This is a genomic window from Paraburkholderia sp. UCT70, assembly GCF_050434085.1.
Lineage (GTDB): Bacteria > Pseudomonadota > Gammaproteobacteria > Burkholderiales > Burkholderiaceae > Paraburkholderia > Paraburkholderia tuberum.
In genome coordinates, this window is record NZ_JBNPVZ010000002.1 from 48,713 (window position 1) to 63,933 (window position 15,221).

General features: G+C 58.0%; 13 protein-coding genes and 1 pseudogene. 10 read left to right on the forward strand and 4 right to left on the reverse strand.

The features are described 5' to 3' along the window. Positions 1-88: 88 nt before the first annotated feature. A complete protein-coding gene (locus tag OKW41_RS02495) occupies positions 89-1,486 on the reverse strand; it encodes a PLP-dependent aminotransferase family protein (protein WP_184070244.1) in 1,398 nt (465 codons plus the stop codon). 498 nt (positions 1,487-1,984) lie between these two features. Here OKW41_RS02495 and OKW41_RS02500 point away from each other — a divergent pair, with 498 nt between their 5' ends. The 10 genes and pseudogenes from OKW41_RS02500 to OKW41_RS02545 form a co-directional block, all read left to right on the forward strand. Continuing rightward, the gene (locus OKW41_RS02500; protein WP_429571469.1) at positions 1,985-2,398 is read left to right on the forward strand and encodes an SCO family protein; all 414 of its coding nucleotides are present in this window, start codon (positions 1,985-1,987) and stop codon (positions 2,396-2,398) included. Positions 2,399-2,649: 251 nt separating this feature from the next. Next, positions 2,650-3,210, forward strand: coding sequence for a hypothetical protein (locus OKW41_RS02505; protein ID WP_429571470.1), 561 nt, complete (start codon positions 2,650-2,652; stop codon positions 3,208-3,210). 179 nt (positions 3,211-3,389) lie between these two features. After that, positions 3,390-4,247, forward strand: a complete 858-nt coding sequence (locus tag OKW41_RS02510; protein WP_429571471.1) for a galactose oxidase-like domain-containing protein — start codon at positions 3,390-3,392, stop codon at positions 4,245-4,247. Continuing rightward, a complete protein-coding gene (locus OKW41_RS02515) occupies positions 4,247-4,690 on the forward strand; it encodes a hypothetical protein (RefSeq protein ID WP_429571472.1) in 444 nt (147 codons plus the stop codon). The genes OKW41_RS02510 and OKW41_RS02515 overlap by 1 nt, the downstream gene beginning before the upstream one ends. 732 nt (positions 4,691-5,422) lie before the next feature. Beyond that, entirely contained in the window at positions 5,423-6,400 is a 978-nt protein-coding gene (locus OKW41_RS02520) for a glycosyltransferase family 2 protein (RefSeq protein WP_429573332.1), read from the forward strand. 60 nt (positions 6,401-6,460) lie between these two features. Beyond that, entirely contained in the window at positions 6,461-6,769 is a 309-nt protein-coding gene (locus OKW41_RS02525; RefSeq protein WP_429571473.1) for a hypothetical protein, read from the forward strand. A gap of 214 nt (positions 6,770-6,983) precedes the next feature. Next, entirely contained in the window at positions 6,984-8,195 is a 1,212-nt protein-coding gene (locus tag OKW41_RS02530) for a flippase (RefSeq protein WP_429571474.1), read from the forward strand. Between the two features lie 42 nt (positions 8,196-8,237). After that, positions 8,238-9,341 (forward strand): UDP-galactopyranose mutase, encoded by a 1,104-nt coding sequence (gene glf, locus OKW41_RS02535; RefSeq protein WP_429571475.1) that lies wholly within the window; start codon positions 8,238-8,240, stop codon positions 9,339-9,341. A 158-nt stretch (positions 9,342-9,499) separates the two neighbouring features. Next, a complete protein-coding gene (locus OKW41_RS02540) occupies positions 9,500-10,396 on the forward strand; it encodes a DUF707 domain-containing protein (protein ID WP_429364548.1) in 897 nt (298 codons plus the stop codon). Between the two features lie 94 nt (positions 10,397-10,490). Next, positions 10,491-11,536, forward strand: a pseudogene (locus OKW41_RS02545) (IS3 family transposase); the annotation flags it as partial. A gap of 27 nt (positions 11,537-11,563) precedes the next feature. On the opposite strand, the gene OKW41_RS02550 reads toward OKW41_RS02545, so the two are convergent. The 3 genes from OKW41_RS02550 to OKW41_RS02560 form a co-directional block, all read right to left on the reverse strand. Continuing rightward, on the reverse strand, positions 11,564-13,633 hold the full coding sequence (locus tag OKW41_RS02550; protein WP_187639680.1) for a recombinase family protein: 2,070 nt from the start codon (positions 13,631-13,633) through the stop codon (positions 11,564-11,566). After that, positions 13,626-13,817: a hypothetical protein gene (locus tag OKW41_RS02555; protein WP_187639681.1), complete on the reverse strand. Its 192-nt coding sequence runs from the start codon at positions 13,815-13,817 to the stop codon at positions 13,626-13,628. Before OKW41_RS02555 ends, OKW41_RS02550 begins: the two co-directional genes overlap by 8 nt. Positions 13,818-14,667: 850 nt before the next feature. Beyond that, positions 14,668-15,204 carry a chromate transporter gene (locus tag OKW41_RS02560; RefSeq protein WP_429571476.1) on the reverse strand — a complete coding sequence of 179 codons (537 nt, stop codon included), beginning with the start codon at positions 15,202-15,204 and terminating at the stop codon, positions 14,668-14,670. Between the last annotated feature and the right edge of the window lie 17 nt (positions 15,205-15,221).

Here is a 15,221-nt window from a genome sequence, read left to right on the forward strand (position 1 = left end):
TGCAGCCCAGTCTAGTGTTCTAAAAAGGGATTTTTATTGTCCTAGTTCATTTCGGTCAGCGCGTTCCACAATTCGCGCACCGGCGCGATCAGGTGAAATCGTGCACCTGCGGGTACTGCTCGAACACGTCGCGCATCGTTTCGAGCGCGGCTTTATAGGCGTCTTCGCTGACCTCGGCGCCGACGCAAACCCGCACCGCGTTGGGCCGGTCGGCGTCGCGCACGAGAAACGGATCGGGCGACGTGACTGCGATGTCGCGGTTGCGCAGTTCGCGCACCAGCCGATCGGTGCGCCAGTGATCAGGCACCCGCAGCCACGCCGATAGCGCCTGCGGATGCGCGCCCAGGACATATTTACCGAGCGTCTGCTGCAATTGCGACTGACGCCGCCCGAGCCGCTCGCGCTGAATTTCGACGAGCCGCGCGGCCGTGCCGTCGACGATCCAGCGCGTGGCGATCTCGGCCATCGGCGGCGTCGCCATCCAACTGCTCACGCGCAGCACGCTCTCGGCGCGCAGCGCGAGCCGGCGCGGCGTCGTCATATAACCGATGCGCAAGCCGGCCATCACCGACTTCGTAAAACTCGTGCAGTAGAACGAAAGATCCGGAATCAGGCTAGAAATGGGCGTGGAATGTTTGGCCGGCAACGGCCCGTACACGTCGTCCTCGATCACGTATACGCCATAGCGTTCGGCGATTTTCGCAATCGCGCGACGCCGCGAATCGGGCATCAACGCGACGGTCGGATTGTTCAGCGTCGGTGTGCAGACGAGCGCCGAGATGCGCTCGCTGTCGCACATCTCCTCGAAATGCTCGGGGTGAATGCCGTACTCGTCGATCTCGAGGCCCTTGAGCGTGAAGCCGAGCACGTTGGCCGAACCTATCACGCCGTGATCCGTCAGGCTTTCGCACAGCACGGTGTCGCCCGGCCCCACCAGCGAAGCGAGCGCGAGAAAAATGCCGTGGGCGGCCCCGTTCGTGACGAGCAGCGTATCGGCCGAAGCCGGCATGCCGAGCGACGCGAGCCATGCAATACCCGCCTGGCGATGATGCTCGAAACCCGCGATCGGCCGGAACGCGCGAATCCACGGCTGATCGTCGAGCGTCGACAGCGTCGCGCAGACCTTGCGCCACATCGCGTCATGCTCGGACGTGTGAATGATGCGCGCGATCGAAAAGTCGACCACCGAACGCTCGGCCGTATCGAGCATGTAGCTCGACATCGTTTCGGTGACGCGCGCCGCGACGAAGCTGCCGCGCCCGACCTCGCAGCGGATCAGGCCTTGCCGCTCCAGTTCCTTGTACGCGTTGGTCACGGTTTGCACGCTGATCGCGAGTTCGGCGGCGACGTCGCGCTGCGGCGGCAGGCGCGCGCCCGGCGGCAGTGACGTGTTCTCGATGTCGCCGGCAATCGCCTTGACCAGTCGCTTGTATTTCGATTCCACGCCGTGCACCGCGCGCACGGCCTCGCGCCATTGCTCGATCACTGCTGCCCCTCCTTTGTGGCGGGCGCTGGCTCCATATGGAGTCGCGTCGTCTTGCTCGATCTCCATAGTGAGGCCAAAACGGGGCGGAAAAATATTGTCCTAGAGCAATTCGCGGAAAATTCCGCTGATAGGAGTGCTTCGAAGTCATTCCCCGCGTCCCGCGTTGGGCGGAGTCGATCCCGCCTGACATACTCACCGTCGAGACAGCGTTCGCAACCCGCCTACTTACATTTCTTGAGCATTTGCAATTCGCGAATATTCGCCAAGCCCCATCTTCGAAGCCAATATGAAACAAAGCCTCACTATCGTTTAGGTATGCGCAAGACGCGAGGTTGCGATGAGAAGGCCAGCGAGTCGTGTCGCACTCGGAATGAAATGCTGCACTCTTTTTCTTGTCGAGTGCCCGCAACGGCATTTTGTTCCGATCGGCGTCGCGCATGGGTCCGTTGCAATGTCTGGTGTTTCGATACATCAGGACGGCACTGCAAGGGTGGTGACATGACCGCGTGGACGCGCCGGGAGATGTTGCACGCAACCGCTCTAGCCGTGGTGGCGGCGGTATCGGCGAAAGTTCATGCTCAGCATGGAAACATGGGGCCGGTCAGACCGCCCGTTCGCCTCACCGATGTTTCGGTAGTCGACCAGACTGGCACGACCCGAACGCTCGAAGCGTTGTTGCGTGAAGGCATCACTGCGGTGCAGACGATTTACACGGGTTGCGGTTCGGTTTGCCCCCTACAGGGAGCGCTATTCAGCGCCGTTCAGGACCGGATGCTGCAAGCCCGCACACGCTATCCCATCCGCTTGCTCTCGATTGGAATCGACCCATTTGGCGATGTACCGTCCGCGTTGCGCGCATGGCTCCTGCGTTTCAATGCCGGTCCGCGATGCGGTCACGCTGGCGCCAGATGACGTCGACCGAACACGAACTGAGTTGGCGGGGCGCGCATCGCTGCCACGCAATGTCGCCGATCATTCGACCCAGGTCTATTGCTTCGATCACGACGCGTTGTTGCGCTGGCGCAGCGCTGATCTTCCACGAGTCGAAGAAGTTTGTGATGTTCTTGGTGTACTGGGAGTTTGAATACGTTCGAAGTGATTTGCCTGACCAAAGTTGCCGATCACACCGGCCATACATGTAACCCGGAAAAGGGGGCGTCGCGATGAAAGGAAATCTGTTTCCAGCAAGTTATCCAAAGTCGTCAGTAACGGACAAAAAAACGTTGGCCCTGATAGTCCTCGGGTCGATGTTGATTGCGACGTGCGAGGATGTAGCAGCGCAGACCGCGCCGCCGTCGCAGTGGTCTGCACCGATTTCTTTGCCACTAGTGCCGGTGGCAGCGGCTAATCTGCCGAATGGAAAGGTGCTGGTCTGGTCGGCTGATAGTCCGCTGGATTTTACGGGCGGCGAAGTGAATTTGAACAAGCACGAGAACAACGGGGGCACCTATACCGCGATCTTCGATCCGGTGGCGGAAACGAGCACGCAGGTGTTAGTCAGCAATATCGGCCACGACATGTTTTGTCCTGGAATCGCCAATCTTCCCGACGGTGATATCCTGGTGACGGGTGGATCGAGTAGCGCCAAGGTCAGTGCTTTTAACCCCAACTCAGGACACTGGACATCCCAGAAACCGATGAACATTCCCCGAGCCTATCAAGGCAGCGTGACATTGAGCAATGGTGATGTGTTTGTATTGGGGGCTCATGGAACGGTGGGCTAGGAGGCAAGAGCGGCGAAACGTGGAGTAAGTCGGGCTGGCGAGAGAATACCGTGGTAACTGCCAACTGGGGCGACCCTGACGTAACAGACGATGCGGCAGGAATACATCGTGCGGACAACCATATGTGGTTGTTCGCGGATTCCAACGGCATGGTTTTCCACGCTGGACCGAGTCGAGCCATGCAGTGGATTAGCACCGCAGGCACCGGCAGCATATCGGCGTCGGGAAATCGAGGGGCTGACAATGACGCGATGACTGGCAACGCGGTCATGTATGACGTCCGCAAAATCCTCGCGGTCGGTGGTGCGCCTGACTACGGAAATGACGACGCGACGTCGAACGCAACATCGATAGATATCAGCAGCAGAGCGGCGAAAACGGGCATGATAGCGCGCACGATAGCTCCAATGAACTATCAGCGCGCGTTCGCCAACAGCGTTGCATTACCGGACGGCGAAGTCGTCGTGGTTGGCGGTCAAACCTATGCCCAGCCTTTTTCTGACGACAACGCCGTTCTGACGCCAGAGATCTGGAGCCCCGCGACTGAAAGTTTCACGCCGCTTGCGGCCCAGGCTGTCCCGCGCACTTATCACAGTATCGCGCTGCTTCTGCCGGACGGGCGCGTTTTAAGCGGTGGTGGGGGGCTGTGCGGCGGATGTTCGACCAACCACCCGAACGTCGAGATACTGACGCCACCGTATCTTCTCAATGCGGACGGTTCACCAGCTTCACGCCCCACGATTCTGTCGGCGCCCGCGAACGCAAGTCTCGGCTCATCCATCTCTGTGAGCACCGACAGGGCGATTAGCGCCTTCGCGCTGATGCGTCTATCGTCGGCAACCCATTCGCTCAACAACGAGCAGCGACGCGTTCCGTTAAGCTTTAGCGCGAACAGCGCAGACCACTCGAAGAGCGCAGACCAGTATGTGTTGCAAATTCCGGGTGATTCTGGAGTCGCGGTGCCCGATTATTACATGTTATTCGCTGTCGACGCGAACGGGGTACCGAGCGTCTCAACCACTATTCGAATCCACTGATGACACGCGCCTTGAATCGGGCCGCCTTCACACAATGCGTGACGGCGGCCGTATTTTTGGTTGCTGTCACACCCGCGGCAAATGGCGCGGATTCATCGCAATCCATGGAGTTGGGACGTGATATTTTTAGCGGGCAGCACGCGCTGGCGGCGCACTTACGCGATGACGACCGCATGCTCCCTGACAATGCTATCCGGTGTATCAATTGCCATGGTCACGCGGACAACGCAGCGTCTTTTGGTCCCCCGTTGACAAGCCAGTATCTGCTCGGCGATACACGCCGACGCGGCGGGCCGCCGAGCCGTTACGATCTGAGCTCGTTCTGCCGGGCCTTGAATGTCGGCGTTGATCCGACCGGAATCGTCCTGAAAAAAGCGATGCCGCAATACACGTTTAGCGATACAGAATGCGCTGCGCTTTGGAGCTTCGTCACGGCCCCATAGGGCTTCTCCGCTTGACATGTGATCCCCATGAATTGATGAGAGAGAGCCTGTACTCACGTCGCTCGGTCACAGCCCCTGAAGTGTCCGAGATACCGCTCGCGAAGTCAAATTGACCCACCAGCCACGAATCTGACAGACATCGTGGGCATTTTGCGGTCCGAAGGGCTTATTGAACTGGATGACGCATACCTCAAATAAATGCGACAGATCTTCAGCGCTTCAGGTCAACGCTCTGAATGACTTCGCGACAAGGACTATATTCCAACTCTGCCTTCCGGCTGATCGCCCGCAATGTGCGTTGACGGATCGTCCCGTCGACTACTTGCATCAGGATAGGTCCAGAGGTGTGTGATGAAATGTCCCATTCGTGCGTGGCTGTTTCAGGCTGTCTGACCAGCATCATTGGGACTATCGCTGGGACCGGTGCGATGGGCTATTCCGGTGACGGCGGTCTCGCCGTTCAGGCCATGCTGTCGAATCCAACGGGGCTCGTGTTTGGGCGTGACGGAGCCCTGAATGTCGCCGATGGTTTCAGGATCCGCAAGATCACCGGGCTCCCCGGTCATCACCGCTGGGATTGCCGGGACAAACGTCGTTACGGTCTTCATGCAGCAGAAGACCCAACGACCGGTCCAGTTGGAGATCACCGAGCCGATTCGTCAGAGCAAACTGACGATTAGAATGACGGGCATCGTTTTGCCCTGTGAAACTCAAACTTCCAGGAGCTTGTCCATGTCCGCACCAAGAATCAGCGTTCTGCTGCCGATCTACAAGGTCGAGGGCTATATCGAGCACTGTCTCGGCTCCCTGCTGTCACAATCCTGCACCGATTTCGAAATCATCGCCGTCGACGACAGCAGCCCCGATCGCTCAGGTGAAATCGCCGCCCGCCTTCTCGCACAACAGGATCGCATTCCGTGGAAGTTGATCAGAAACACCGACAATAAAGGGCTCGCTGAAACGCGAAAGATCGCCGCATCGGAAGCGCGGGGCGAGTACGTGCTCTGCGTTGACAGCGACGACCACGTCCATCGCGATCTCATTCGCACCGTGCTGCGCGAAGCCGACCAGCACGACGCCGAGTCGTCATTTTCGCCGCCGAACGTCAGCCCCGATGGCGCCGTTAACGATCGCATCGACTCCGGCGACTGCATCATCACCGGCGTGGAAGCCGTCCAGAAAATTATGGAACTGAAGCTGCAAGCTTTTTGCTGGAACAAACTCGTGCGCCGTTCGATCTTCGTCGCAGCCGACCATCCGTGTGGTCTCATCTACGAGGACCTTTGCGTGTCGGTGCAGACGCTCGCCACCGCGAAAATCGTGCGGCTCATTCCGGACAAGCTTTACTCATACATGTTCCGCGAATCGGCAATCTCGAGACGCTTCAACCCGCACGTCGTCGATCTTTTTGTCATCATGGACCGTGTTGAAAAACGTACCGCGGCCCTCCCGATTCCCGACTACAAGCGTCTCTTCTTCCGGCTCAAATACGTCTTCGGATACCGCACGATCGCGTTTCAAGCGGCCACCACCGCGCCGAGCTACCAACTCGCGAGCCCGATTCTATACAGCGTTTCGAAGAAACTGCGCGTGAAGCACCTGCTCGGCATATATGCCGACGGGCGGCCGAAGTTGTCCGTCGTCATGACCATGCTCAAGATCCATCCATGGATCTTCTATTGCTTCGTGAGACGCTTCAATCACCATTGACACGGCAGAATCGGCCATCTGGCACATAACGCTGAGCGCGTGGGAAGTGCACGAGATCGCGTGACCGAATCGAACGAACCGGTGTTTTTCAAATATGCACACAGAGAGAACTGGAAACTTGCAGTTGATCGGCGCAAACAATGCTATTCGTTTAGCCGTCTCGAAGGCACGGCATTTGCATACGTCAACGCTCTTCCGGACAGAGTTCGCCCGTTTTTGGGGCGGGCGCGTAACGAAGGCAGTGCGGAAGGCAGTGCGGCAAGCGCCGGGAACATCGATTGCGCGCACTGTCCTGCTGCGTATTCAGGGCACGAAGCCGCAGCGGGCGCAACAACTGCTGCCGAACTGAGTGATACCGGGCCACCATGAATTTGAAATATATTTTAAGTGCTTATTAATGACAGTGTGGTCGCGTCGCGCCAATTGACTGCTGTGGATCGAATTGAGTGCACCCTGCGCTTGCTCATGGCGGCGACTATGCACGTATGACATATATGATGGACTACTTACGCGCACTCGCTAGGGGCATGAAAGACATGTCTCCAAGCGGTCCTGCATCGATGTATTGAAAACGGGCTAACTCATGGCGAATCCACTCCGACAGAACATCGTTGCGCTGACAATTCTGCAAGCAGCCAACATGCTGCTGCCGCTTGCAACATTGCCCTACCTGTTGCGCGTTCTGCGCCCGGGGAACTTTGGAGCATACGTCTTCGCTCAAGCCATAGTTGGCTATCTCGTGCTGCTGACCGAGTACGGTTTTAACTGGTCATCGACGGCTTACGTCGCACGGGTCCAAAATGATCGGTACGCGGTATCGAAGATCTTTTGGGCAACGCAAGGCGCAAAGGCGCTAATCGCTGTGGTCTGCCTTGCCATCCTGCTGTTAGCGGCATTCTTCGTAGCAAGACTGCGCGAATTGCTGCCGGTTTTGCTGGCCACCTATCCGCTTGTTATTGGAACGGTCCTGTTTCCACAGTGGCTTTTCCAGGGCCTGGAGCGGATGATGTTTACTACGATCTCGATCTTGAGCGCGCGGTTGCTACTGCTTCCGCTAACGCTCTTCCTGGTGCACTCGCCGGCCGACACGTGGATCGCCTCGCTTATCAGTTCGACGAGCATGGTTGCTGCCGGACTCGTCGCATTGATCCTGATCGAAAAAAACCGCATGATTATCGCGATGATGCCGAGCAAGGCGGACATCATCGAGGCGCTTCGTGAAGGCTGGCATACGTTCATTTCCACGGCAGCGATCAGTTTATACACAACGACCAATAGCGTGGTGCTTGGATTTCTTGCCGGAAACGCCGCTGTCGGCTACTTTGGCGTAGCTGACAAGATTCGGAACGTCGCGCAAGCGCCGCTCGGACCACTCTCCAACGCAATATACCCGCGTGTGACTGCACTCTTTTCCGAAGACTCCGCAAAGGCGTTTGCACTGGTGCGCAAGTTGTTTTACTTGCTGGGCTCGACCATGTTACTTGCTTCGGTCGCGCTTTGGGCCGGCGCCGAGTTGATCGTTCGTATCGCGATGGGACCCGGGTACGAACCGGCCGTCGTCGTCCTGAAGTGGATGTCCCTGATGCCGCTGCTCATCGGTCTGAGCAATGTATTCGGTATTCAGGTGATGCTGCCACTCGGCATGAAGAAGAAAGTCAGCGAAATACTGATCGTCTCCGACTTTTCAATCTTGCCCTTCTCTTTCCGCTTGGATCGCTTTACGGCGCTCAGGGCGCGGCAATGTCTGCCCTCGCCACCGAATTTCTTGTCACGACCTCAATGGCTCTCTACCTGATCAAATGCAAAGTTCCTGCTTTCCAGACGAGGATGCACAGAGATGAAATATGACTTCCTTATCGTAGGTGCCGGCTTTGCTGGCGCAGTCTGTGCCGAACGCCTGGCGGCAAGCGGGAAGCGCGTGCTCGTCATAGACAAGCGGAATCATATAGGCGGCAACGCATATGACCGTGAGGATGAGAACGGCGTGCTGATCCATCCGTATGGTCCGCATATCTTCCATACGAACAGCAAGCGAATATTCGAATACCTGTCGGGTTTTACCGATTGGCGTTTCTACGAGCATCGCGTAAAGGCTTGTATAGACGGGGATCTCTATCCAATCCCGATCAATCGCACGACGATCAACACGTTATACGGCCTCGATCTGAACGAGCAGGCCACCGTGGCGTTCCTGGAGTCGGTACGTGAAGCGCGAGAAACCATCTCCACCAGCGAGGACGCCGTGCTCAGCAGCGTTGGCCGCGATCTATGCGACAAGTTTTTCCGTGGCTACACGCGCAAGCAATGGGGACTCGATCTGTCTGAACTGTCTGCGGGTGTCGCTGCGCGAATCCCAACCCGTTCGAACGACGACGACCGGTACTTCACCGATACTTTTCAATTTATGCCGGCGCAAGGCTACACCGCGATGTTCGAAAAGATGCTTGGCAGTCCAGATATCGACGTACGACTGTCGACCGACTATAACGAGGTGAAAGCGAGTATCGAATGCGGCCACCTTGTGTACACAGGACGGATCGACGCGTATTTCGGCTATCGCTTCGGCAAGCTTCCGTACCGCAGCCTGCACTTTCAACACCAGCATCTGAGCGACGTGGAGCGCTTTCAGCCGACAGGCACAATCAATTATCCGAACGATCATGAATATACAAGGGTTACGGAGTTCAAGCACCTCACAGGGCAACAGCATCAGGGGACTTCGATTGTAAAGGAGTATCCGCGAGCCGAAGGCGAGCCGTACTACCCGATTCCACGCAAGGAAAACGAGGCATTGTTCATGCGCTATAGCGCGCTTGCGGAGACAGTTGCCGATATCACTTTTGTGGGCAGGCTGGCGCAGTATCGCTATTACAACATGGACCAGGTCGTTGGTGCGGCGCTCAAGACCGCAGAAGGACTCATCCCCAGGGAGCGGGAATAAGGGAGTTCTAGCTGGCACCTGCCTTCGCCTGCGCATCGGGCGCGCCGTAGTCGCTGTTTCATGGTTTCGCGCGATCGGCGTCGATCAAATGCAATTCTTCGCGGTGACTGTCTTTCCGTGTCCCGTAATCTGCTCTCAACGCATAGGGAGATTGAGAGATGAAAAAGTACCTGGTCGTTCTGAGGTGTGGAGACAGTTCCTTGCATCCGCAATGGTTCAGCGGCGGACAGGCCCCCAACTTTGATTTGATGCTGAGTTACTACGGGAAGAACGAAGATTATGCAGACATCTTTGCCAAAGCCATACATCGATTCAAAGGATCAAAATGGGAAGGTCTTAACGACTTCATGTTGCAAAATGCCCAATTGATTCTGCAATATCGTTACATCTGGCTCCCGGACGACGACATCCTGACGGATGTTCAAACCCTGAACGACTTCTTCGAGTATGTAGAACGAGAGAATTTCGCACTCGCGCAACCGTCTCTCGACGAGAGAAGCTATTTCGGTCACCAAACGACGTTGCAAAACAGCGCGTTTGAATTTCGCGAAACAAATTTCGTGGAGGTGATGATGCCATGTTTCTCGTCGAATGCTTTGCATGCGATAAAACACAGCTTTGGGATGAACCAATCAGGCTGGGGCGTCGATTTCTTGTGGCCCAAGTGGGTCGCTTCTTTTGGAAAGGTTGGCATTATTGATCGTTTTTCCGTGTTCCATACACGCCCGGTCGGTTCAGCTGGGAGCGGCATGGGAGACGATTCAACTACGAGTCCATTGTTTGAATTGAATCAGACGCTCGCGCAATACGGGATGCTGGGCGCTCCGATAAAGGTCATTCGTGGCAAAACAAGCGATGTAGGCAAATCATATGCGAGCGGTCGACTGGGCAATCCAATGTTGTTCATTCATGCGGTAAAGGGCAGCAATCCGGTGCGACGGAAAGATATCGTCAGTTTTATGAGGCTACTGAAAGAGTATCTCCCGTGGCTTCATCATATCAAGCGCACAACGTGGCCAATACATCCGGCTCCGGAAAGGCGCTCAAGCCGTTGAGAATGATAGAGGTGGGCGCGCAAATTCGGACAGTCGGATAAGTGGAACGCTCGGGGCCTGAGCCGGCGATAATGCCGACAAAGGAACCAGGAAGATGACGAAGAGAACCCGACGGACGCACTCAGCCGCGTTCAAAGCGAAAGTGGCGATGGCGGCGGTCAAGGGCGAGCGGACGCTAGCCGAATTAGCGCAGCAGTTCGATGTGCACCCGAACCAGATCACCGAATGGAAGCGGCAGTTGCAGGAACGTGCCGCCGACGTGTTTGGCGCAGGCGGCACGGCGTCGAGCGAGCCGCAAGTCGATTTGAAGGAGCTACATGCGAAGATCGGCCAGCTCACGCTGGAGAACGATTTTTTAAGCGGCGCGCTCAACAAGGCGGGATTGCTGAGCGCAAAGCGATGATCGATCGTACACACGCATTGCCGGTCTCGCAGCAGGCGCGACTCGTTGGTATCGCAAGATCGAGCGTGTATTACCGGGCGCAACCGGTGAGCAACGCAGACCAGTTGCTGATGCGCCGGATCGATGAACTGCACATGGAGTTTCCGTTTGCCGGAGCGCGGATGCTGGCGCGACTGCTGCGTCGCGAGGCACACGAGATTGGCCGTCGGCACGTGCGCACGCTGATGAAGCGCATGGGTATCGAGGCGCTGTATTGCAAGCCGAATACGAGCCGACGCAATGCGCAGCACAAGATCTGGCCGTATCTGCTACGGGGCATGACGATCAGTCGGGCAAACCAGGTCTGGGCACTGGATACCAGTTATATCCCGATGGCGCGCGGCTTCGTGTATCTGACCGCCGTGGTGGACTGGGCCAGCCGGAAGGTACTGGCCCACCGCGTAGCGATCACGATGGAGGCGATGCACGCTGTCGAGGCGTTGGAAGAAGCGTTCGCGAAGTACGGGCAACCTGAGATCGTCAATACCGACCAGGGCAGCCAGTTCACCGCGATAGCGTTCACCGGGGCCGTGCTCAGCCGGGGCATCCGCCTGTCGATGGACGGCAAAGGTGCCTGGCGAGACAACGTGTTCGTCGAGCGCGTGTGGCGAAGCGTGAAATATGAAGAGGTGTATCTGAAAGCCTATGAATCGGTCGGCCACGCCCGGCGCTCAATCGGCGATTACATCAATCTGTACAAGTGCGTTTCATACTGCCCAACCTCGCTATGTTGTTGATAAATCTAGAGAGCCCTGTTGTGTCGTTGGTATTGTGGGGTGTCCACGCCGTGCGCGAGCCCGTCCGACGAGTTCGGTAACTGCGTCCCCGGTCAGCGAATTGCGATTGAAGATCCATGGCCCGTTGGGTAACGGATGTTCGGCTGGGATCTTGTTGCGCTCAACTGCGAGCCTGAGCGTTCCGGGGCTCACACCGATGAACGCCGATGCCTCGGTCAACGTCATCCATCCTTCAGCAGCACGTCGTTCGCTCGAATAGACCGGGATCTGATGGTGGCTGCGCAACGCGGTGACTCGCTCCTGGGTCCAGAAGTTACCCCGGCCGGTTCGCAGGTCATTGCGATTGAGTACGCCGGCGATCACCAGATCCGGACAGATACGGACAAGCTGGCGCACGGCATCAATTGCTTCACGTGACGTATGCGTAGTGTTCTCTCCGCGGCGCCGCCGCGGCACGCGAATCTCGGTATGTACTCCGCCCTTCCAGTGAATGACGAGCACGATTTCGCTCGTTGCGTCGTCAACGTCAACGACGACTTCGTGGATCAGGGTGCGCACTATGCGCTTCTTCAGGCGGGCGTCGGCCTGCGGCCAGATCGATTCCAATGCAGTGGCAAGATCGGCAAACTCCTCTGGCTGGGTAGGCGGTATCTGGCCGGATGTGCGCGACTGTTGCTCGATACGCGATTCCAGTTCCTCTACGCGTAGTAGCGCATGATTCCAGCGCCGCTCCAGTTCGTCGGCGACGAGCCGGTTCTCGGGGTCAGCAGCATCGTACTGTTTCTGCGCGCGTTGCGCGGCGTAGCGTGCAGCCTGAAGATCCCGCTGCAACGCGGCCAGCACTTCGTCCTGCTTCAGGGTCTCTTCTTCGCGCGCCACGATTGCTGCCTCAATTGCCGCCGGTTGAACGACCTGCAAGACCGCCTCGGCGATGGCCGCGTCCGCGCGTGTGCCACCGAACGCAATACAACGCGGTTGCCCCTTGTCCATCCAGCCGCGATGACAGCTATAGCGCAAGGCGTCGTGCCTGTTACCCGTGTAGTGTAGCGTCAGCTTGCTCGCGCAGCGCCTGCAGCGCAATAGTCCCGCCAGCAGGGCCTCACCGTTCTTCGGGGCGCCAGCGTGTCCGGCCAGACGCAGGTTGCCGCTAATGGCACACTGGATCCGTTCGAATTCGTCCCAGTCAACGTACCCTTCGTGGGCATTCGGAATGAGCGCAAGCCACTGATCCCGTGGTTTGCGGCGATCACGTTTGCGTGGTTCCCCAGCCTCGTAATGGATCGCGCATTCGGTTTTGCCATAGGCATACGTGCCACCGTAGATCGGGTTGGTCAGGATCCGGTACACCGTGCCGTAGCTCGGCCGTTTCCATTGGATTTCGCCGCGCGGCATGCATGCCGGCAACTGCAGGCCGTGCTCCAGGAACCATAACAACGTCTGACGCACCGAACCAATCGCGCCGAACTGGCGGAATACTGAGCGGATGGCGTCCTGCACGCGCAAATCCGGATCCTTCTCCAGGCGCTGGTCTTCGGTCTTGCAGTAACCCACCGGCGCCGCGACAATGAGTTCGCCGCGTTTGGCCTTCTCCCGACGAGCTTCGAGCGAACGCTGACGCAACAGATCCAGCTCGTATTCGTTCAGGCTGCCCTTCAAGCCGAGCAGCAAACGATCGTTGCTCTGCCGCGGTGAGTAGACGGTCTCCTGATCGACGAGCACCGTGTCGACGACGCGGCACACCTCAACCAGTTGCTGCCACTCGCGACTGTTGCGCGCGAATCGTGAAACCTCGCGAGCGGCAACTGCGCCGACGTGCCCAAGACAGACCTCTGCGACCATCCGTTCGAAGCCCGTGCGCGTTTGCGTTCCGGCCGCAGAGCGTCCCAGATCCTCGTCGATCACCTCGATCTCGTTCCAGCCCAACTGATGCAGACGATCCTGCATCGCATACTGCAGCTTCTGGCTCTCCAGATTGTGGCTGACCTGGTAGGCCGACGACTGGCGCACGTACAGCATGGCCTTGCGCGCCAGATGCTGCGCCCGAATCTTGTCACTCATCGCGCACCTCCGGCTCGTGTACGGCGGCGAGCAGCCCGCGACGGTGTTGCCGCAGCAGCTGCGCCAGCAAACGCACCGTCTGCTGCCGGACCTCTTGCGGCAGGTGCTCCCATTGTGGTGTCTTCGGAAAGAGACGGAACAGGTCGAGTTGACCGCCCGGTTGGGGGTTTGTCTGGCGTCGCATCAGCACCTCCTGTACGGAGCAAAGGATGGTGCTCGGCTTGTACCATACCGCGCGGCGTGGCAGCAGGCGCCTGCGCCAACAGGTACTTCAGTTCCCTCAATGCTTCACAGCTGACGGCGGGAGACGTTGCCGAGGTAATGCGACAGCAGGCAACGGGATCGAACATCCATTGCGGCACCTCCAGCAAGCCCGCCGTGTCGAACGGCTCTCGCCCACAGCGCAGCACTGACTCGGCGTTCTTCCTCTCTATCGTGGTGAAAATCCATACCGTGTGCCCGTACCACGGGTGCCAGCGGTAGAGAACCTCCTTTGATTCGCCGATATGGGCGTTGTGTTGACGGCTTGTACAACCAGAGACGGCCTCATTCGAGTCTGGAAGACCGCACGCCGGATGAGGCATACTTCGCAACACTGCCTGCGATCAAATTGGCAGCATGACTGCCCCGGACGTTCCACTTAAAAATATCGAGAACCTGTCCGAACAAGCGAGGCCACCTCTCTTCAAAGAAAAGCTCTTGAAGAAACAATTGATTACGTTGAAAGAAACATGCTTGGAGTAGATTCGGTGACATCGTCGAATGAATTGCTCACCAAAGGGCTATCTTTGGTGAAAAGTGACGGCTTGATTTGAGAATTCGGAGCGTTCAGCGGAAGATCAATCAACTATATCGCGAGTCACGTCAATACCGAAGTCTATGGTTTTGACTCTTTTGAGGGCCTTCCCGAGCGTTGGAGAGATGGATATGGCCAGGACGCGCAAACCGCTTACAACGCCGCACGCAGTGCCTCGTCGACGACGGCAAGTCGAACCGCGATGATCTTGACGAGAAACCGATGAGACCCCCGCGCCCTATAACAACCCCGCAAAATGCACGAGCACAAACACAATCGCCCCGCCCGCGATCAGCACCAACGCATTGATACGCGTCGCCATCACGAGCACGGTCGCAACCGCCGCGGTGAGCCACGGGACCCAGCCACCTTCGAGTTCCTTGATCAGCACATAAACGGCCGCAAGAATCAGCCCGGCGGCCACGGGCCGCAAGCCGGCCTGCAACGCGTTCAGCCAACGCGCGCCTTCGTGCCGGTTCCACACGTGCACGACGCCGTACATCAGAAACGCGGTCGGCCCGAATAGCGCGACGGTCGCAACGAGCGCGCCGCCGAGGCCACCGACCTGATAGCCGATCAGCGTCGCGAGCAGCGAGCCCGGACCAGGCGCGAGCCGCGCGATCGCGAAGTCGCTGAGGAATTGCGCATGGGTCATCCAGTGATGGACGTCGACGACCTGGCGCTGCACTTCGGCGATGATCCCCTGGCCGCCGCCGACGGTCACGATCGATAGCGGCGCGAAAACGGAAAACAGAGTGATGAGAGTTCGAGACACGACGAAAGCTTTTCCGG